Below are 19,567 nucleotides of genomic sequence, written 5' to 3'. Positions count from 1 at the left end.
ACTCATCCTCGGTATATGAACGATATTGCGCATAACCTGGCACAGGTCCGGGACAAAATCTCAGCCGCTGCCGCACGCTGCGGCCGTGCTCCAGAAGAAGTTACATTGCTTGCAGTCAGTAAAACGAAACCTGCGGGCGCTATCGAAGAAGCGATGGCCGCAGGCCAGGTCGCGTTTGGCGAAAATTATGTTCAGGAAGGCGTGGAGAAAATCCGCTACTTTCAGGAAAAGGGCGCAACCGGGCTACAGTGGCACTTTATCGGGCCGCTACAGTCCAATAAAAGCCGTCTGGTGGCCGAGCATTTTGACTGGTGCCATACCGTCGATCGCCTGAAGATCGCCATGCGCCTTAGCGAACAGCGACCTGCGCAAATGCCGCCGCTTAACATACTGATTCAAATAAATATTAGCGATGAGCAGAGCAAGTCGGGCATTCCCGTTGACGAGCTGGACGCGCTGGCGGCAGAGATCGCGAAACTGCCGAATCTGCAGCTGCGCGGTTTAATGGCCATTCCCGCGCCAGAGTCAGAATATGTAAGGCAGTTTGCCGTCGCCCAACAAATGGCGGTAGCATTTGCGCGGCTAAAAACGCACTACCCTACCGTCGATACGTTGTCGCTGGGAATGTCGGATGATATGGAAGCCGCCATCGCGGCGGGCAGCACTATGGTGCGCATCGGAACCGCAATTTTCGGCGCGCGCGACTACAGCAAAAAATAAGGAATCTGAGGAACGCCATGAAGACGTTGACTTTCCTGCTCTCAACGGTCATTGAGCTTTACACAATGGTCGTGTTGTTACGCGTCTGGATGCAGTGGGCGCGCTGCGACTTTTATAACCCGTTTTCGCAGTTCGTGGTCAAGGCTACGCAGCCTGTCGTTGGGCCGCTGCGCCGCATTATCCCGGCGATGGGGCCGCTCGACAGCGCCTCCCTGCTGGTCGCCTTTATTCTCTGCGTCGTGAAAGCTATCGTGCTGTTTATGGTCGTCACCTTCCAGCCGATTATCTGGATCTCCGCGCTGCTGATCCTCATTAAAACCGTCGGATCGCTGATTTTCTGGGTTCTCCTGCTCATGGCAATCATGAGTTGGGTAAGCCAGGGACGCAGCCCGGTGGAATATGTCCTGATGCAGTTGGCCGATCCGCTGCTGCGTCCGATCCGCAGACTGCTGCCATCGATGGGCGGCATTGATTTCTCGCCGATGGTGCTGGTTCTGCTACTGTACGTGATCAACATGGGTATCGCCGAACTGTTGCAGGCTACCGGCAACGTTCTGCTTCCGGGGCTGTGGATGGCGCTATGAGTGCCGTCGAAGCCTGCGCTGATGGGTTGGTCTTACGGCTGTATATTCAGCCTAAGGCCAGCCGCGACAGCATCGTTGGTTTACATGGCGACGAGCTTAAAGTCGCCATTACCGCGCCTCCCGTTGACGGCCAGGCCAACGCCCATCTGGTAAAATTCCTCGCCAAACAGTTTCGCGTAGCGAAAAGCCAGGTGCTTATTGAGAAAGGCGAACTGGGCCGCCACAAACAGATAAAAATCATTCATCCGCAGCAGATCCCCGATGGGGTCGCCGCCCTGAAAGAATAAACAGGATCTCATATGCAAAAAGTTGTTCTCGCCACCGGCAATCCCGGGAAAGTGCGCGAGCTGGCCTCGCTGCTGGCAAATTTTGGCCTCGATATCGTGGCGCAAACTGAACTGGGCGTGGATTCCGCTGAGGAAACCGGCCTGACCTTTATCGAAAACGCCATTCTGAAAGCGCGTCATGCCGCGCAGATTACCGGCCTCCCGGCCATCGCCGATGACTCAGGTCTGGCCGTCGATGCGTTAGGCGGCGCGCCCGGCATCTATTCCGCCCGCTATTCCGGCGAAGACGCGACCGACCAGCGCAATCTCGAAAAGCTGCTCGACGCGCTGCGCGACGTGCCTGACGATCGGCGCCAGGCGCAATTCCACTGCGTGCTGGTCTATCTGCGCCATGCGGAAGATCCCACCCCGCTGGTTTGCCACGGCAGCTGGCCGGGCATCATCGCTCGCGAAGCCGCAGGCAGCGGCGGCTTTGGTTACGACCCAATATTCTTTGTTCCGACGGAAGGTAAAACCGCAGCGGAGCTGAGCCGTGAAGAAAAGAGCGCCATTTCCCACCGCGGACGCGCGCTCAAACTGTTACTGGAAGCCTTACGTAATGGCTAATTTGCCGCCCCTGAGCCTCTATATTCACATCCCGTGGTGCGTGCAGAAATGCCCGTACTGCGATTTCAACTCGCATGCGTTAAAGGGCGAGGTACCGCACGACGACTACGTTCAGCATCTGCTGAACGATCTGCGGACCGACGCCCACTATGCGCAGGGACGTGAAATCGGGACTATTTTCATCGGCGGCGGTACGCCGAGCCTGCTCTCAGGCCCGGCGATGCAAACCCTGCTCGACGGCGTGCGGGAAGCTCTTCCCCTGGCGGGCAACGCGGAAATCACGATGGAAGCCAACCCCGGCACCGTAGAAGCGGATCGTTTTGTCGAGTATCAGCGCGCAGGTATTAATCGCATCTCCATCGGCGTACAGAGCTTTAGCGAACAGAAGCTCCAGCGTCTCGGGCGCATCCACGGGCCACAGGAAGCCAAACGCGCGGCAAACCTGGCAAGCGGTCTGGGACTGCGCAGCTTTAACCTCGATTTAATGCACGGTCTGCCGGATCAGTCTCTGGAAGAGGCGCTGGACGACCTGCGTCAGGCGATTGCGCTCAATCCGCCGCATCTCTCCTGGTATCAGCTGACCATTGAGCCAAACACCCTGTTTGGCTCGCGTCCGCCGACCCTGCCGGACGACGACGCGCTGTGGGATATTTATGAGCAGGGGCACAGCCTGCTCAGCGCGGCGGGCTATCAACAATATGAAACCTCCGCCTACGCTAAGCCGGGATACCAGTGCCAGCATAACCTGAACTACTGGCGCTTTGGCGACTACCTGGGCATTGGCTGCGGCGCGCACGGGAAAGTGACCTTCCCGGACGGGCGCATTCTGCGTACGGCGAAAACCCGCCACCCGCGCGGTTTTATGGAAGGCCGTTATCTGGAGCGCCAGCATGATGTCGAAGATGCGGATAAGCCGTTCGAGTTCTTTATGAACCGTTTCCGCCTGCTGGAAGCGGCGCCGCGAGATGAATTCAGCCGCTACACCGGGCTTAATGAGCGTACGATCCGTCCGCAAATCGATGCCGCCATTGCTGAGGGCTATCTGACGGAAGATGAGCGCTGCTGGCAGATTACCGAGCACGGTAAGCTCTTTTTGAACTCCCTTCTCGAATTATTCCTCAGCGAATAAACCTCGCTATGCTTATCCCGTTATAAAAATAACGGGATAATTAATTATTCGTTTTTTCCGAAATATCAATATCGCTATTTCCGAACCATCTCAGTTCAACATTTCCAATAAAAATAAACTTCCATTCACTTATTAAAAATAAATATAACCTACCGCACAAAAATACGTATTTGATCGCCTGATTGCGAAAAAGTGTGAGTCAGACAGCTTAAAGATGTACGACAACAAGGATAATATGTCATACAGAAACAAAGAATACCCCTTTAGATATTGACCAATTACCCTAAGTGCATGGAGCCGACTCATGAAAAAACTCTCTTTTTCTCGTTCTCTGGCGTGTGTATCTCTGCTTGCCCTGCTCGCTTCCGGCGCCAGCGCAGCTGAAAAAGTCACGTTAAAACTGGCACATAACCTCGAACGTAGCCACGTTGTCCATCAGGCCTTTGAGGCGATGTCCAAAGAGGTTAACCAACTTTCAAACGGTGATATGAAGATTCGTATATATCCCAGTAGCCAGATGGGCAGCGCGCGCGAAACGATGGAGCTATTACAAAACGGCGCGCTGGATATGACCAAAGGTTCAGCCAGCGATCTGGAATCATTCGATAACGTCTACGCGATATATAATTTACCGTTCCTGTTTAAAGATCAGAATCACTTCAATAAAGTCGTCTTTGGTGAGGTGGGCAAGGAAATTATGGAGTCCACGAAAGATAAAGGATTCTTTGCGCTTTCCGCCTATGTTGCCGGGACCCGCAGTTTTTACGCCAAAAAGCCCATCACTAAACCGGAAGATTTAAAAGGATTGAAGATCCGCGTCCAGGCCAGCCCGACAACCTTAAAAATGGTCGAATTAATGGGCGGTTCGCCAACCCCTATTTCCTTTGGTGAAGTTTATACCGCCATGCAGCAGGGCGTGGTGGACGGCGCGGAGAACAACGTGCCTTCCTGGGTGCAAACGCGCCATATCGAAATCGCGAAAGTGTTCTCAGAAGATGAACATGCCTCCATCCCGGATTTCCTCGTTATCTCCAGTAAAACCTGGGACAAACTGACGCCGGATCAGCAGCAAATCCTGATCAAGGCGGCGAAAGCTTCCGAAGCGTATCAGCAAAAACTGTGGGACAAGATCGACGCCGACACCCGCGCGCAGGCCAAAGCCATGGGCGGCGAAATTATCAAAGTGGATAAAGCGCCGTTCCGCGCCGCCGTGCAGCCGCTGTTTGATGAGTTCAAAAAAGATCCGAAGCAGGCCGCCCTGCTGGCCAAATTTGAAGCTGCCGCCGAATAACACTTAGCGGGCCAGCCGCTGGCCCGCTTTCATCGGGAAAACAATGATGATACTTAACCGCATAAAGCTGGCGGTGGACCGCACGATCGCCGCATTCTCCGTCGCCGTTATGATTGCGCTGGTTGTTTGCGTCGTCTGGCAGGTGTTCAGCCGCTACGTACTCAACCAGCCCAGCACCCTGACCGACGAGCTGGCGCGCTTTTTGATGATCTGGGTCGGGCTACTGGGTGCGGCATATACCGTCGGCGCCCAGCGTCATCTGGCTATCGACTTACTGGCGATGACGCTCCCTCCCCGCAGGCAGGCGCTGCTCAGCGTCATCATTAATCTGCTGATCTTTATTTTTGCCGGATCGGTGATTGTGACCGGCGGCGTGAAGCTGATTGAAAAAACGCTGTCGACCTCCCAGGTCTCAGCGGCAATGCAGATCCCCATGGGCTACGTCTATCTGATCCTGCCGTTAACCGGCCTCATTATGATGTTTTACGCAGTATGTTTTGTCAGCAACGGGCTAAAAAACATGAAGCACGCTGAAGCGGGGGCAAATTGATGGACAGCTATATCGCATTGATGCTATTTGGCTCTTTCTTTATTCTGGTTTTTATTGGCGTACCTATCTCCTTCTCTATCGGCATCGCCACCGTCGGTTCAATGCTGCTGATGTTCCCGTGGGATATCGCGGTGATTACCGTTTCTCAGCGCCTGGCGAACGGCCTCGATAACTTCGCCCTGCTGGCAATTCCATTCTTTATCTTTGCCGGTACGCTGATGAACAGCGGCGGGATTGCCATACGCTTAATCAATCTGGCTCAGGTGATGGTCGGACGCGTACCGGGCTCTCTGGGCCACGTCAACGTGCTGGCAAACATGATGTTCGGCTCGATTTCAGGCTCGGCGGTCGCCGCCGCCGCCGCGGTGGGGGGCACGCTGAACCCCATTCAGACGCAGAAAGGCTACGATCCGGCTTTCTCCACGGCGGTGAACGTCTCGTCGTGCATCACGGGCCTGCTTATTCCGCCGTCAAACGTTCTGATCGTCTTTTCCCTGACGGCGGGCGGCGTGTCGGTCGCGTCGCTGTTTATGGCCGGCTATCTGCCGGGCATTCTGATGGGCCTGGCTATTATGGTGGTCTGTGCCGTCATTGCTAAACGTCGCGGCTATCCGGTTTCTGAACGCCCTACCTGCGCCCAGGCGGCAAAAGCGTTTTTCGACGCCCTGCCCAGCCTGCTGCTGGTGATTATTGTGATGGGCGGGATCCTCGGCGGCATTTTTACCGCTACCGAAGCGTCGGCTATCGCCGTGGTCTACACCTTTATCCTGTCGGTGCTCATTTATCGGGAAGTGAAATGGCGCGATCTGCCGAAGCTGATCCTTGAATCGGTGGTGATGACCTCTATCGTGCTGCTGCTGATCGGCTTTTCCGTCGGCATGTCGTGGGCGATGACCAACGCCGACATTCCCTACATGATAAGCGATGCGCTAATGGGGGTGTCAGAAAACCCGGTGGTGATACTGCTGCTGATTAATATCGTGCTGTTAATCGTTGGGATCTTTATGGACATGACCCCGGCGGTGCTGATTTTCACGCCGATATTCCTGCCCATCGCGCAGGATTTAGGGATGGACCCGGTGCATTTCGGCATCATGATGGTCGCCAACCTGTGCATCGGTCTGCTGACGCCGCCGGTAGGCAGCGCGCTGTTCGTTGGCTGCTCCATTTCCGGCGTTAAAATTCAGCAGCTCATCAAACCGCTGCTGCCGTTCTACGCCGCCCTGCTGATCGCGCTGATGATGATTGTCTATATCCCGCAGATCTCGCTGTTTATTCCGCAGCTGCTGGGGCTGATGTGATCGACTGACCATAATCGCTACCTGCGGGCGCAGGTAGCGAAATAAAACTTACTTTAACGACCCCACCAGCGCTTTGCGGCTCTCCTCAAGGGAGACCACGCGACTGCAGACATCCTTACCAAACTGCTGGAAATCGGCTTCCTGGTTTTTCCATTCATCCTGAATGGCCGTTTGCAGGCCGCCAAGGCTGCCGAGGATCCCCTGCAGCGGGTTACCGCCGCCTTTAAGAACCGCCTTCGCCCCCATCTCGTTGATGCTATCCTGCAGAATGCCGCCCATCGCCTGATTTACCAGCTGCTGGCCGTCGGCGCGCACCTGATCGATGGCTTTATAGTGGAAGGTCAGGCCATCGTTACGATGTTCAATTATGCGGCTCATTTGCGCTTTCAGCTGCGCATCAAGCTTGGTCAGGCGGCTATGCATGCTGCTGCTGGCCCCCACCTGTTCGGTAATAATTTTATCCAGCGCGGCGCGGCCTTTTTCTACCCGCGTGCGGGCGCCTTCATCAATCCACGGCAGGCTGCTGCGCAAGCCAGCCTGATAGTCCTGAGCCTGCTCGCGCTGAGCGGCGTTCAGGGAATACGCTTTACCGTTAAAGGTCAGGTTGCCGTCCGGCTTAATCACCAGATCGCCGTTTTCGCCTTTTACCTGCACCTGCTGCGGGCTGAGGATGACATCGTCACGCGGCGTGACGCTACACTGGTAGTCCGCATGTGCGGACAAAGCGGTGACGGAAAGCGCCAATGCCAACAGCGTTTTGCGCATCATTTAACTCCCTTCAGACAAAACGGGCCGGCAGTTGCCGACCCTTGTCAAACTTAGTCCCACCAGATATCAAAAAGTTCGCTGGTGCGTACATCGGCAAGCCCGCGGTCTTCCAGCCATTTACGTACGATGGCCTGGTGTTCCTCGGTGCATTTGCCGATTTCCTGCAGGCAGATCAGGCCTTCCCAGGAAAGATAACCGCTGCCGTCAAAGGCCAGTTTATTAGGCTCAATCACTTCATCAATCAGATCGTTAACGGTCTGGTCGATCTGCTCTTCGCTGGTTCCATCCGCGAAACGCCACGCGACGGAAAAACCCACTTCCTGAAACTCGTCGATATGCATTTTTTTACGCAGACGACGGCTACGATTCGTTGCCATTATTTCACCCTCTCGAACATTAAGTCCCATACGCCGTGGCCAAGACGATGGCCACGCTGTTCAAATTTGGTTACCGGGCGCGATTCCGGGCGCGGCACATAGTCGTTGCTTTCAGACCGGTTACGATACCCTTCAAGCGAGGACATCACTTCCAGCATATGCTCGGCATATTGCTCCCAGTCGGTCGCCATATGGAAGACGCCGCCCAGCTTCAGTTTACTTTTAACCAGTTCGGCAAAAGGCGGCTGAACGATACGGCGCTTATTATGACGCGCTTTGTGCCACGGGTCAGGGAAAAACAGCTGCACCATGCTCAGGGAGTTATCCGGAATCATGGTATGCAGCACTTCCACCGCATCGTGGCACATGACGCGCAGGTTCTGCACGCCCTCTTCTTCGGCGGACGCCAGGCAGGCGCCGACGCCCGGCGAGTGCACTTCAATGCCGAGGAAATTCTGCTGCGGCTTCTCTTTCGCCATCGCCACCAGCGAAGCGCCCATACCGAAACCGATCTCCAGCGTGACCGGCGCCTCACGGCCAAACAGCGCGGCGAAATCGAGCGGCGCATCGTTAAATTCAACGCCCATCACCGGCCAAATATTGTCCAGCGCGTGCTGCTGACCTTTGGTCAGGCGGCCCTGACGACGGACGAAGCTGCGAATACGGCGCAGCGGACGGCCGTTTTCATCGAATTCCGGAGATATGACGTCGTTTTTCATAAAAGTTAAGTCTGCTTGTGAGAGTGTTCGGAAAACGGGCATTATCCAAAGTTACCCGGCGGATGCAAGGGTTTACAGCCTCTCGCCCTTGTGCTGCAATCTGCCACCTTATAATCGCTATCCCGGAGCCGTAGCTTTGACTTTTCCCGCCGCGCAATTTTCAGCCCAGGTGCTGGACTGGTACGACAAATACGGGCGTAAAACTCTGCCCTGGCAAATCGGCAAGACGCCCTACAAAGTATGGCTCTCCGAGGTGATGTTGCAACAAACACAAGTGGCGACGGTCATCCCCTATTTTGAACGCTTTATGGCGCGTTTCCCAACGATTACCGACCTGGCGAACGCGCCCCTCGATGAAGTCCTGCATCTGTGGACCGGCCTGGGCTATTACGCCCGCGCGCGCAATTTACATAAAGCGGCGCAGCAGGTAGCCACCCTGCACGACGGCAAATTCCCGCAGACCTTCGATGAAGTCGCCGCGCTGCCGGGCGTGGGCCGCTCTACCGCCGGCGCGATTTTATCCCTTTCTCTCGGTCAGCATTATCCGATTCTCGACGGTAACGTGAAGCGCGTGCTCGCGCGCTGCTATGCTGTCAGCGGTTGGCCGGGGAAAAAAGAGGTTGAGAAACGCCTGTGGGAGATCGCCGAGGACGTCACGCCGGCTAAAGGCGTAGAGCGTTTTAACCAGGCCATGATGGACCTCGGGGCGATGGTATGTACCCGCTCTAAGCCAAAATGCGAGCTCTGTCCGCTGAATAACGGCTGCGTGGCCTACGCAAATCATTCATGGGCTCAATACCCAGGCAAGAAACCGAAACAGACGATCCCCGAGCGTACCGGCTATTTCCTGCTGATGCAGCACGGCGACGAGGTGTTCCTCTCCCAGCGCCCGCCGGTGGGTTTATGGGGCGGTTTGTTCTGCTTCCCGCAGTTTGAGGATGAAGATGCGCTGCGGGCGTGGCTGGCTCAGCGTCAGATTAAGACCGATAATCTGACGCAATTAACCGCGTTCCGCCACACTTTCAGCCATTTCCATCTGGATATTGTGCCGATGTGGCTTACAGTGCACTCATCCGGCGCATGCATGGATGAAGGGGGCGCACTCTGGTATAACTTAGCGCAGCCGCCGTCCGTCGGTCTGGCGGCTCCCGTGGAGCGCTTGTTGCAACAGTTAAAAGCCGGAGCACCGGTTTAGCTTTCTGGCGATTAAAGAGGATTAAGAATGAGCAGAACGATTTTTTGTACTTTCCTTCAGCGTGAAGCCGAGGGCCAGGATTTTCAGCTGTACCCGGGCGAGCTGGGCAAACGCATCTATAACGAAATCTCCAAAGAAGCCTGGGCCCAGTGGCAGCATAAGCAGACGATGCTGATCAACGAGAAAAAACTCAGCATGATGAACCCGGAGCATCGCAAACTGCTGGAGCAGGAGATGGTTCAGTTCCTGTTTGAAGGTAAAGACGTGCACATCGAAGGCTACACGCCGCCAGAAAAACAGTAAGGGCCTGACGGCCCTTTACAACAATAAACACAACACGCACTCCCGGAATGATGAAAAAATACTTAGCGCTAGCGCTGATTGCGCCTTTGCTCGTTTCGTGTTCCAGCTCAACCAAAAAAGGCGCCGAGTACAACGAGGCGTGGGTGAAGGACACCAACGGCTTTGACATTCTGATGGGCCAGTTCGCCCATAACATCGAGAATATTTGGGGTTATAACGAAGTTCTGCTCGCCGGGCCGAAGGACTACGTCAAATACACCGACCAGTATCAAACCCGCAGCCACATCAACTTTGACGCCGGGACGATTACCGTCGAAACCATCGCCGGCACTGACCCGGCCGGGCGCCTGCGCCAGGCGATTATTAAAACCCTGCTGATGGGCGACGACCCTAACTCCATCGACCTCTATTCCGACGTCGATGACATTCAGATCTCAAAAGAACCGTTCCTGTATGGTCAGGTCGTGGATAACACCGGTGAGTCGATTCGCTGGGAGTGGCGCGCCTCACGCTTTGCGGACTATCTGCTGCAAACGCGTCTGAAAAGCCGCAGCAACGGTCCACGCATGATCTACAGCATCACCATCAACCTGGTGCCGAACCATCTCGACAAACGTGCGCATAAATACATTGGCATGGTCCGTCAGGCGTCGCGCAAATACGGCGTTGATGAATCGCTGATCCTGGCAATTATGCAAACCGAATCTTCCTTTAACCCCTATGCGGTCAGCCACGCCGACGCGCTGGGGCTGATGCAGGTGGTGCAGCACAGCGCCGGGAAGGACGTGTTCCGTTCGCAGGGTAAATCAGGCCTGCCGAGCCGCAGCTATCTGTTCGATCCGGTCAATAACATCGACACCGGCACCGCCTATCTGGCGATGCTGAACAACGTCTATTTGTCCGGCATCACCAACCCGACCTCGCGTCGCTATGCGGTCATCACCGCCTATAACGGCGGCGCGGGCAGCGTGCTGCGGGTCTTCTCCAGCGATAAGATTCAGGCTGCGAATATCATCAACAGTATGACGCCGGGCGATGTTTATCAGACCATCACCAGCCGCCACCCCTCCGCCGAGTCGCGCCGCTATCTGTACAAGGTTAACACCGCGCAAAAAGGCTACCGCCGCAGGTAATCCTCCTTCAGCGCCCCTGTTTCCTCCGGGGCGCCTTCCTTCTGCTATACACAATAGAGTTGCGCAACTGTTTTGCGATTTTCTGCGGCAGTTAACAAAAGCATCCATCGCATAAATGATAGAATCCAACCAAAATAACGCCATAAATGTTATTTAAAACACAAAACAATTCTATATCCGTGAGGATCAAAACATGAATCTTAAGCTGCAGCTCAAAGTACTGTCGTTCCTGCAGTTCTGCCTCTGGGGAAGCTGGCTGACCACGCTCGGCTCGTATATGTTCGTCACCCTCAAGTTCGACGGTGCGGCCATCGGAGCGGTCTATAGCTCACTCGGTATCGCCGCGGTGTTTATGCCGACGCTGCTCGGTATCGTTGCCGATAAATGGATCAGCGCCAAGTGGGTTTATGCCATTTGCCATCTGGTCGGCGCGCTGACGCTGTGGCTCGCCGCCCAGGTCACCACACCGGGTGAAATGTTCCTCGTCATCCTGCTCAACTCGCTGGCCTATATGCCAACGCTGGGGCTGATTAACACCATTTCGTACTACCGCCTGCAGTCTGCGGATATGGATATCGTGACCGATTTCCCGCCGATTCGTATCTGGGGCACCATTGGTTTTATCCTCGCCATGTGGGGCGTCAGCTTCTCCGGCTTTGAACTGAGCCATATGCAGCTCTATATCGGCGCGGCGCTCTCCTTGCTGCTGGTGCTCTTCACCCTGACGCTGCCGCATATTCCGGTGGCCAATCAGCAGAAAAACCAGAGCTGGACCGCCATGCTGGGCCTTGATGCCTTCGCGCTGTTTAAAAACAAACGTATGGCGATTTTCTTTATTTTCTCGATGATGCTGGGCGCCGAACTGCAAATCACCAATATGTTCGGCAACACCTTCCTGCACAGCTTTGATAAAGATCCGCTGTTCGCCAGCAGCTTTATCGTGCAGCACGCCTCGGTGATGATGTCGATTTCGCAGATCTCGGAAACCCTGTTCATCCTGACCATCCCGTTCTTCCTCAGCCGTTACGGCATCAAAAACGTGATGCTGATTAGTATCGTGGCGTGGATGCTGCGCTTCGGCCTGTTCGCTTACGGCGACCCGACCCCGTTCGGCACCGTGCTGCTGGTGCTGTCGATGATCGTTTATGGCTGCGCCTTTGATTTCTTCAACATCTCGGGTTCAGTGTTTGTGGAAAAAGAGGTTCGCCCGGAAATCCGCGCCAGCGCCCAAGGGATGTTCCTGATGATGACCAACGGTTTCGGCTGCATACTTGGCGGGATGGTGAGCGGCAAAGTCGTGGAGCACTTTACCGTCGAAGGGATTACCGACTGGCAAACCGTGTGGCTGATTTTCGCCGGCTATTCGCTGGTGCTGGCGTTTGCTTTTGTGGCGCTGTTTAAGTACAAGCACGTCCGCGTACCAACCGGGGCGCAGACCGTCGCACATTAAATAAACGGCTTACCCCAGATTTACGAATAAAAAAACGCGCCCCGGTGTTATCAACGGGGCGCGTTTTTTATGCTTTCAGCACATAGCCATATAGCCGCTTAATGCCGTCAGGGTCCGTTTCGCTGTAGACCCCCTGGAGCTCCGGCGAGAAGCCCGGCAGCATATTGACTCCCTCCTCCAGCGCCAGGAAATAGCGCAGCACCGCCCCGCCCCAGATCTCTCCGGGCACGACGCACAGCACGCCCGGCGGATACGGCAGCGCGCCCTCCGCCGCAATCCGCCCTTCGGCTGCGCTTAAGCGCACCAGCTCAACGTTTCCGCGAATAAACTCGCGGTTGGCGTCCTGCGGGTTCATCACCGCGCGCGGGAAGCTCTTCTTGCGGAACATCTCTTTTTGTAAATCCTTCACGTCAAAGCTGACGTACAGGTTATGCATCTCCTGGCACAGCTCGCGGATGGTGTAATCCCGATAGCGCACCGGATATTTGTTAAAGATGGTCGGCAGAACGTCGGCCAGCGGGGTGTCGGACTCAATATGCTGCTCAAACTGGGCGAGCATCGCCACCAGCTGCGCTAGCTTCTCCGCGCTCTCTGCAGGCGTCAGCAGGAACAGAATGGAGTTCAGATCGCACTTCTCCGGCACGATGCCGTTTTCGCGCAGGTAGTGGGCCAGAATGGTCGCCGGGATACCAAAATCGGTATATTTCCCGCTCTCTGCATCGATCCCCGGCGTCGTCAGCAGCAGTTTACAGGGGTCAACGAAATACTGATCGCTGGCATAGCCTTCGAAGCCGTGCCAGCGCGCGCCCGGCTCAAAGCTAAAGAAACGCCGTTCGCGGGCGATGGCTTCGGTAGGATGATCCTGCCAGGGACGTCCCGCCACCACCGGTGGAATAAACGGCTGGATCATTTTGCAGTTGGCGATAATCGCCTTGCGCGCTTCGATACCCAGCGCCACGCACTCCGCCCACAGGCGGCGCCCGCTCTCTCCTTCGTGAATTTTGGCATTTACGTCCAGAGCGGCGAACAGCGGATAAAACGGGCTGGTCGAGGCGTGCAGCATAAAGGCGTTGTTGAGCCGCTTATGCGGGCAGAAACGTTCCTGTCCGCGCAGGTGATTATCTTTTTTATGGATCTGCGACGTTTGCGAAAAACCGGCCTGCTGTTTGTGCACCGACTGAGTGACAAAAATACCGGGGTCGTCCGGCGTCAGGTCCAGCAGCAGCGGCGAACAGTCGGCCATCATCGGGATAAACTGCTCGTAGCCGACCCAGGCCGAGTCAAACAGGATGTAGTCGCACAGGCTGCCGATTTTATCGACCACCTGGCGGGCGTTGTATACCGTCCCGTCATAAGTCCCGAGCTGGATCACCGCGAGGCGGAACGGCCTCTGCGCATCGGCTTTTTCCGGCGCCGTCTCGCGAATCAGATCGCGCAGGTATTTCTCATCAAAGCAGCGATCGTCGATACCGCCAATAAAACCGAACGGGTTGCGCGATGCTTCAAGATAGACCGGCGTTGCCCCGGCCTGAATCAGCGCCCCGTGATGGTTTGATTTATGGTTGTTACGGTCAAACAGCACCAGATCGCCGCGCGTCAGCAGCGCGTTGGTCACCACCTTGTTCGCCGCCGAGGTACCGTTAAGGACGAAATAGGTTTTATCGGCGTTGAACACCTTCGCCGCGAACTTCTGCGCGTGTTTGGCAGACCCTTCGTGAATCAGCAGATCGCCAAGCTTAACGTCGGCGTTGCACATGTCGGCGCGAAAGACGTTTTCGCCAAAGAAGTCAAAGAACTGCCGTCCCGCCGGGTGCTTCTTAAAGAAGGCGCCGTGCTGATGGCCCGGGCACGCGAAGGTGCTGTTATCCATCTCAACGTATTGGGTCAGGGTATCGAAGAACGGCGGCAGCAGATTCTCTTCATAGCCGCAGGCGGCGGCTTCCAGTTCGAGCCACTCCTGCTCTTTGCCGCTAACGATGGCCGTCACGCCTTCTGGTTTTTCGTGGTCAGAGTCACTGAACAGATAAACCGGCAGGTTGAACCCGGTGCGTTTCAGTAACGCAAGGATGCCGCTGCGGCTGTCCGCTAAGGTAATGACGACTGCCGCCACATCGGTAAAATCTGTACTGTCCAGGGCCACCACGCGGCGGTGGGTGGACAGGCGGGATACCAGCTCGCGGCTGGCGGCAATGTGCATTGATTTCATGAGCGCGAATACCCGTTTCCGGAGAGTAAAAGGCTTCGGCCAGGGCGTCTGTGCTCTGGCCAACGAAATGTCAGGGTCTGGCTGGATCCCAGCTCCGACCGCCAGACATCAGTAAAAGCAGACCGCGTCCGATCTTACTGTTGTCCTGCAGTGAGCCTGCGTTACGCTCACCGCATGGTGGGCAGAAGTTGCAGTGTAAGGGTAGCAAGACGAGGCTGCCTGCGCATCTGTACGCAGCGGCAACGGCGATGTAGCGGCGATGTCGTCATCACGGCGGCCTCATTCAGGAGAGGAGAAAATTCGCGCAATCATGTCACCTTTAAATCTACCGCGCAAGATGAATTACGTATGCAGCCATACCACGGATGCGCAAGCCTTTTGGCCCGTTTAGCGTCATAATAATGCAGTCATTAGGGATAATTAACAGGAGTCATGCTGTGGTTACAGGGCCATTTATTAACGCCGGCGCGGTCCTTTTGGGCGGCGTACTCGGCGCACTCTTAAGTCAAAGATTGCCGGAACGGATTCGTACATCAATGACCTCTATTTTTGGCCTCGCGTCGCTGGGCATCGGCATCCTGCTGGTGATCAAATGCGCCAACCTGCCGGTGATGGTGCTTTCAACGCTGGTGGGCGCGCTGCTCGGCGAAGTGTGCAACATGGAGAAAGGCATTAATACGCTGGTCAGTAAGCTCCAGCAGCTGCTTTCGCCCAAAAAGGGGCAGAAAAAGGTCTCAGCGCATGAGTCCTATATTCAAAGCTACGTTGCGATTATCGTCCTGTTCTGCGCCAGCGGAACCGGGATTTTCGGCGCGATGCGCGAAGGAATGACCGGCGACGCCAGCATTCTTATTGCCAAAGCGTTTCTCGACTTCTTTACCGCCACCATCTTCGCCTGCACCCTGGGGCTGGCCGTCTCGGCCATTTGCGTACCGATGCTGGCCATCCAGCTGGCGCTGGCGGCCTGCGCGTCGCTGATTATGCCGTTAACCACGCCGATGATGATGGCGGATTTCACCGCCGTCGGCGGCATGCTGCTGGTCGCGACCGGTCTGCGCATCTGCGGAATTAAAATGTTCGCCGTGGTGAATATGCTGCCGGCCCTGGTGCTGGCGATGCCGATTTCAGTGGCCTGGACGGCGTTTTTCGCCTGAAGATGCGTGCTTTTGACGCAATGTGGTGATAGATTGTTCAGTCTGCTGCGAAACAGATAAATTTCGTTGACGAGGTGCGGTGAATCAGGTTTAATGCGCCCCGTTGCCCGGATAGCTCAGTCGGTAGAGCAGGGGATTGAAAATCCCCGTGTCCTTGGTTCGATTCCGAGTCCGGGCACCACTATTCTTTTTTTATGCCTCCCTATGAATTCCTATATTATTGAAATTCAATAGGTTGGTGTAAAATCTCTTTCTGATACGTTTTGATTTATCCCTTCGTATCCGGAGAATTTGGGGTCAGATTGCGGGTCATTCAGTTCGACAACTGGAGTGACCCTCACATGTTAACTGACAGCAAAATCCGCTCAGCAAAACCTCTCACAAAATCTTATAAGCTCACTGACTCGCAAGGCCTGTACCTCACGGTATCCGCCAGCGGCGCTAAGCTATGGTATTTCCGCTATCGCCTCGACGGTAAAGAAAGCCGCCTGGCCTTTGGCCCCTACCCTCAGACTACGCTGGCGGAAGCCCGTGAAAAGCGCGACGCAGCGCGGAAGCTACTGGCGTCTGGTATCAGACCCTCTCAACTTCGCAAGGCACATAACAACACCGTTGATGAATCCCGCACATTTCAGTATGCCGCGACAGCATGGCACGCCAGCAGCCTTAAACTCTGGTCGGAAACCCATGCCGATAAAATTCTCACCTGCCTGAAACGCTACGTTTTCCCCACTATTGGTGCGATGGATATCACTCTGGTTGAAACCCGTCATCTGGCACAGTTGGTTAAGGCAATTGACGACAAAGGAGTGCATGACGTTGCCGGGAGGGTTCGCCAGCACCTGACTAAAATCATGCGCCACGCCGTCCAGCAGGGCGTGATTAAATATAATCCGGCTTACGATTTGGACGGAGTCGTGACCCCGGTAGCGACCCAACATCACCCCGCCCTGCCGCTGAAACGCCTGCCGGAACTGCTTGAGAAGATTCGTAATTACAAAGGCAGAGAACTGACCCGTCTGGCGCTGGAGCTGAATCTGCATGTCTTTCTGCGCTCCAGCGAGTTACGGCTTGCCCGTTGGGACGAGTTCAACCTGAAAGCCGGTATCTGGACGGTGCCAGCAAAACGGGAGGGGGTGAAAGGTGTGAGGTTTTCAGAGCGTGGCGCAAAAATGAAAGATGAGCATCTGGTGCCGCTATCAACGCAGGCCGTCGCCCTGCTGGAGCAGATAAAGGAAATTACCGGAGAGTCCGTCTTCGTCTTTGCGGGGGCGCACTCAATGAATAAGCCGATGAGCGAAAACACCATCAATAAGGCGCTGAGGGTCATCGGTTATAACACCAAAATCGACGTCTGCGGCCACGGTTTCAGAACGATGGCCTGTAGTGCCCTAAACGAGTCAGGGCTATGGTCAAAGGACGCCATCGAGCGACAGATGAGCCACAACGAACGCAATGGTGTGCGGGCGGCATATGTGCATAAGGCTGAGCATCTGGAAGCCCGGATGGAGATGATGCAGTGGTGGTCAGATTATCTAGATAAATGCGCAGAAACATATGTTGCACCTTACATATATGCGCGACAGCATAAAATAACTTCTGCTGTCTGATACGATTGGTCTTGAGAAATAGTTAATCCAAATCAAGACACATAAAAATTGTTCATAATCAGATAATTAAAAATCACATTTCCACATTGGGCCTTTTACTAAGCATTCCATCAATTAGAAGATCAATTGAAGGATCTATCTCTTCATCAACCAGGCGACCACACAGCAAATGAAACCAGTTCATCGCAACATATGCTTTACGGAGCACCGCAAGATCAGCTCCGTTAGCTAACTCCCCCCGCGCAAGTGCCCTTTCGAAGCAGGGAAGTGATAAACCAGAGTCATGGTTATTGAAATAAGTAGATAATACATCCTGATAGTCTTTTGATGACTGAGCTTCTGTGAGAAGAGCAGCAAACGCTGCACCCGAGTTATTTTCACGCCAGAAAGCCCACAAACCACGGGTTAGCACCTTGAGGTCTTCCCTTAAAGAACCAAGGTCAGGCCTGTTCATAACTCGTGACTTCTGCCTTTCATATATTTCAAGCAATAGAGCCGCCTTATTAGGCCACCAACGGTAGAGAGTTGATTTACCAGCACGAGCACGTCGGGCAACTGATTCGAATGTTAAAGCCGCGGGCCCTCCTTCAACCAGCAGTGTTTCTGCGGCCGTAAGTATGGCTTCATGGCTCTCCTTACTGCGCTGTGGCCCATTTGAGACACGCGCGTCAGGTTGCGATACATATCGGTTTGTCAAATTTTTTCACCACTTAGTTAGTAAATTAATTAAAAAATGTCACTGACGTATCTTGACATACCCAAAAACCACAGATATTGTGTACATAAAACAATCGATACGATACGTTCCGTATCGATTTAAAATCAAACTAAATGCTACTTTCGCTTTACTATAGCAGCCCTGCTTGGCAGAGAGCTGTATGAAAAGTAGCTAAATCATGTCCGTAAGGAAAAATCATGATAATAAACCAAACAGTACACGAGCATCCCTTGCTCAAAAGTGCATTTTTTGCCCTTACTGGCCTTACGGTTGTAGGGCAAATTTACCTACCAATCCCTATTCTTGCAGAGATAAATCAACATTTCAATAGTGGGGAGAGTGCTGCTGGATGGGTGAGTAGTGCTTTCAGCATAGGCTACTCTGCGGGTTTTCTGTTGTCGGGCCCTTTGTCCGACAGATTTGGACGCAGACGTATAATGCTGCTGGGCTTTGTCTTTTTCATCATTAGCACAATTCTTGTCAGCATTTCATCACACTTCAATGAACTACTAATTTTCCGCATAATACAAGGTCTAACTGCATCAACTTACCCTCCAATAATATTGGCATATTTGAACGAACATTTACTTCCTCCATGGAGAGGGCGTGCAATTTCATTTATGTCACTTGGTTTTCTGACAGCAAGTATCATTGCCCAGCTATATGCTATAAGTCTAAGTGCTCATGGTCTCAATTTTATTGAGTTTACATTTATTCCTCTATATTGCATCTCATTGATTTTACTTTTTTTCTATATCGAAGATATAGATCGTAATAATAAAACTGAATCGTTGATAGAAATTTATAAAAAAATCCCCGTTTTATTATTTGATAAAAATTTAAAATGGCTTTATGTCAGTACATTATGCACTCTTTCAGCACTCGTATCATTTTATATCCTTTTAGATGAGAATTATGGCCACAGATTTTCCGCGGCACATATTGATTTATTAATGACCAGACTAATTGCTTTACCAGTAATGTTTCTTTCTCTGTTGGCCCCTCAGTTAATTTATAAAATAGGTGCCATATTTGTCGTCAGATGGAGTTTCTTTATAGCATCAGCAGGATTACTCTTGTCCTCTATCGCCGTATTTTTCGGAAGTACCTGGGGATTACTTTTCTCAAGTATCATTTTCATTGGAGGAAGGGCCTTTAGTGTCCCATCTTTGGTTGGGACAATAGGATCAATTGCTGAGAAAAAACTAAAAGGGACAGCCATATCCCTTTATACATTCATATTGTTTATTGGGGCAAGTCTTGGGCCTTTTATTGCTCACCTACTTATGCATTTTGACTATTTTGTATCATTAATTATGCTTGCTTTTATTGCAGGAGTTCCTGCCTTATTAACATTTCACATGAATAAAAACGTTTTATCTATTACTCAATCCAGCTAAAGAATAAAGGATTACAAGCCTATATCGATAGGAAGATATAACTTACGTGCATTACATTCACTAAAG

At 53.6% G+C, this 19,567-nt stretch carries 20 protein-coding genes, 1 tRNA gene and 1 pseudogene; 16 read left to right on the top strand and 6 right to left on the bottom strand.

What is annotated here, in order from left to right:
* The first annotated feature begins 15 nt into the window (after positions 1–15).
* The 8 genes from HMPREF1144_RS02955 (at position 16) to HMPREF1144_RS02920 (ending at position 6,468) form a co-directional block, all read left to right on the top strand.
* Positions 16–720, top strand: coding sequence for a YggS family pyridoxal phosphate-dependent enzyme (locus HMPREF1144_RS02955; protein WP_009651823.1), 705 nt, complete (start codon positions 16–18; stop codon positions 718–720).
* A gap of 17 nt (positions 721–737) precedes the next feature.
* Complete coding sequence (locus HMPREF1144_RS02950; RefSeq protein WP_004105714.1) at positions 738–1,304, top strand: YggT family protein; 567 nt, start codon at positions 738–740, stop codon at positions 1,302–1,304.
* Entirely contained in the window at positions 1,301–1,591 is a 291-nt protein-coding gene (gene yggU, locus HMPREF1144_RS02945) for a DUF167 family protein YggU (protein WP_004854155.1), read from the top strand. Before HMPREF1144_RS02950 ends, yggU begins: the two co-directional genes overlap by 4 nt.
* A 12-nt stretch (positions 1,592–1,603) precedes the next feature.
* A complete protein-coding gene (locus tag HMPREF1144_RS02940) occupies positions 1,604–2,197 on the top strand; it encodes an XTP/dITP diphosphatase (RefSeq protein WP_009651824.1) in 594 nt (197 codons plus the stop codon).
* Positions 2,190–3,326: a radical SAM family heme chaperone HemW gene (gene hemW / locus HMPREF1144_RS02935; RefSeq protein ID WP_009651811.1), complete on the top strand. Its 1,137-nt coding sequence runs from the start codon at positions 2,190–2,192 to the stop codon at positions 3,324–3,326. Before HMPREF1144_RS02940 ends, hemW begins: the two co-directional genes overlap by 8 nt.
* Before the next feature lie 304 nt (positions 3,327–3,630).
* Complete coding sequence (locus HMPREF1144_RS02930; protein WP_004854161.1) at positions 3,631–4,617, top strand: TRAP transporter substrate-binding protein; 987 nt, start codon at positions 3,631–3,633, stop codon at positions 4,615–4,617.
* Positions 4,618–4,663: 46 nt separating this feature from the next.
* Entirely contained in the window at positions 4,664–5,167 is a 504-nt protein-coding gene (locus tag HMPREF1144_RS02925; protein WP_014226842.1) for a TRAP transporter small permease, read from the top strand.
* On the top strand, positions 5,167–6,468 hold the full coding sequence (locus HMPREF1144_RS02920; RefSeq protein WP_004105725.1) for a TRAP transporter large permease: 1,302 nt from the start codon (positions 5,167–5,169) through the stop codon (positions 6,466–6,468). The genes HMPREF1144_RS02925 and HMPREF1144_RS02920 overlap by 1 nt, the downstream gene beginning before the upstream one ends.
* Positions 6,469–6,516: 48 nt before the next feature.
* On the opposite strand, the gene HMPREF1144_RS02915 is transcribed toward HMPREF1144_RS02920, so the two are convergent.
* Genes HMPREF1144_RS02915 through trmB form a run of 3 tightly spaced genes read right to left on the bottom strand, consistent with a single transcriptional unit; the run spans position 6,517 to position 8,332 of the window.
* On the bottom strand, positions 6,517–7,236 hold the full coding sequence (locus tag HMPREF1144_RS02915) for a DUF2884 domain-containing protein (RefSeq protein ID WP_009651812.1): 720 nt from the start codon (positions 7,234–7,236) through the stop codon (positions 6,517–6,519).
* A 50-nt stretch (positions 7,237–7,286) separates the two neighbouring features.
* Positions 7,287–7,613, bottom strand: coding sequence for a YggL family protein (locus HMPREF1144_RS02910; RefSeq protein ID WP_004854168.1), 327 nt, complete (start codon positions 7,611–7,613; stop codon positions 7,287–7,289).
* Positions 7,613–8,332, bottom strand: coding sequence for a tRNA (guanosine(46)-N7)-methyltransferase TrmB (gene trmB / locus HMPREF1144_RS02905; RefSeq protein ID WP_004854170.1), 720 nt, complete (start codon positions 8,330–8,332; stop codon positions 7,613–7,615). The genes HMPREF1144_RS02910 and trmB overlap by 1 nt, the downstream gene beginning before the upstream one ends.
* A gap of 136 nt (positions 8,333–8,468) precedes the next feature.
* Between trmB and mutY the strand changes: the two genes are divergently transcribed.
* The 4 genes from mutY (at position 8,469) to HMPREF1144_RS02885 (ending at position 12,413) form a co-directional block, all read left to right on the top strand.
* Positions 8,469–9,527 carry an A/G-specific adenine glycosylase gene (mutY, locus tag HMPREF1144_RS02900; RefSeq protein WP_009651815.1) on the top strand — a complete coding sequence of 353 codons (1,059 nt, stop codon included), beginning with the start codon at positions 8,469–8,471 and terminating at the stop codon, positions 9,525–9,527.
* A 27-nt stretch (positions 9,528–9,554) separates the two neighbouring features.
* Positions 9,555–9,830: an oxidative damage protection protein gene (locus HMPREF1144_RS02895; protein WP_004854175.1), complete on the top strand. Its 276-nt coding sequence runs from the start codon at positions 9,555–9,557 to the stop codon at positions 9,828–9,830.
* A 50-nt stretch (positions 9,831–9,880) separates the two neighbouring features.
* Positions 9,881–10,963: a membrane-bound lytic murein transglycosylase MltC gene (gene mltC, locus HMPREF1144_RS02890; protein WP_009651822.1), complete on the top strand. Its 1,083-nt coding sequence runs from the start codon at positions 9,881–9,883 to the stop codon at positions 10,961–10,963.
* A gap of 193 nt (positions 10,964–11,156) precedes the next feature.
* Positions 11,157–12,413, top strand: coding sequence for a nucleoside permease (locus HMPREF1144_RS02885; protein WP_009651814.1), 1,257 nt, complete (start codon positions 11,157–11,159; stop codon positions 12,411–12,413).
* A gap of 67 nt (positions 12,414–12,480) precedes the next feature.
* Here HMPREF1144_RS02885 and HMPREF1144_RS02880 read toward each other — a convergent pair whose 3' ends face one another.
* Entirely contained in the window at positions 12,481–14,619 is a 2,139-nt protein-coding gene (locus HMPREF1144_RS02880; protein ID WP_004854180.1) for an ornithine decarboxylase, read from the bottom strand.
* A 437-nt stretch (positions 14,620–15,056) separates the two neighbouring features.
* Here HMPREF1144_RS02880 and HMPREF1144_RS02875 point away from each other — a divergent pair, with 437 nt between their 5' ends.
* From HMPREF1144_RS02875 to HMPREF1144_RS02865, 3 genes are all read left to right on the top strand, one after another.
* On the top strand, positions 15,057–15,773 hold the full coding sequence (locus HMPREF1144_RS02875) for a DUF554 domain-containing protein (RefSeq protein ID WP_004135818.1): 717 nt from the start codon (positions 15,057–15,059) through the stop codon (positions 15,771–15,773).
* 105 nt (positions 15,774–15,878) lie between these two features.
* Positions 15,879–15,954: transfer RNA gene (locus HMPREF1144_RS02870), tRNA-Phe, on the top strand.
* Positions 15,955–16,114: 160 nt separating this feature from the next.
* Complete coding sequence (locus HMPREF1144_RS02865; RefSeq protein WP_009651804.1) at positions 16,115–17,383, top strand: tyrosine-type recombinase/integrase; 1,269 nt, start codon at positions 16,115–16,117, stop codon at positions 17,381–17,383.
* Positions 17,384–17,456: 73 nt separating this feature from the next.
* Here HMPREF1144_RS02865 and HMPREF1144_RS33440 read toward each other — a convergent pair whose 3' ends face one another.
* Together HMPREF1144_RS33440 and HMPREF1144_RS33965 are read right to left on the bottom strand one after the other, a co-directional pair.
* Complete coding sequence (locus tag HMPREF1144_RS33440) at positions 17,457–17,837, bottom strand: TetR-like C-terminal domain-containing protein (RefSeq protein ID WP_052544812.1); 381 nt, start codon at positions 17,835–17,837, stop codon at positions 17,457–17,459.
* A 36-nt stretch (positions 17,838–17,873) separates the two neighbouring features.
* A pseudogene (locus HMPREF1144_RS33965) lies at positions 17,874–18,080 on the bottom strand (TetR/AcrR family transcriptional regulator); the annotation flags it as partial.
* 218 nt (positions 18,081–18,298) lie between these two features.
* Here HMPREF1144_RS33965 and HMPREF1144_RS02855 point away from each other — a divergent pair.
* Positions 18,299–19,501 carry an MFS transporter gene (locus HMPREF1144_RS02855; RefSeq protein WP_009651806.1) on the top strand — a complete coding sequence of 401 codons (1,203 nt, stop codon included), beginning with the start codon at positions 18,299–18,301 and terminating at the stop codon, positions 19,499–19,501.
* The last annotated feature ends 66 nt before the right edge of the window (positions 19,502–19,567 follow it).

The sequence above is a fragment of the Klebsiella sp. OBRC7 genome (assembly GCF_000293135.1).
Classification (GTDB): Bacteria; Pseudomonadota; Gammaproteobacteria; order Enterobacterales; family Enterobacteriaceae; genus Klebsiella; species Klebsiella michiganensis.
This window is presented reverse-complemented; position numbering and strand designations above follow the sequence as displayed.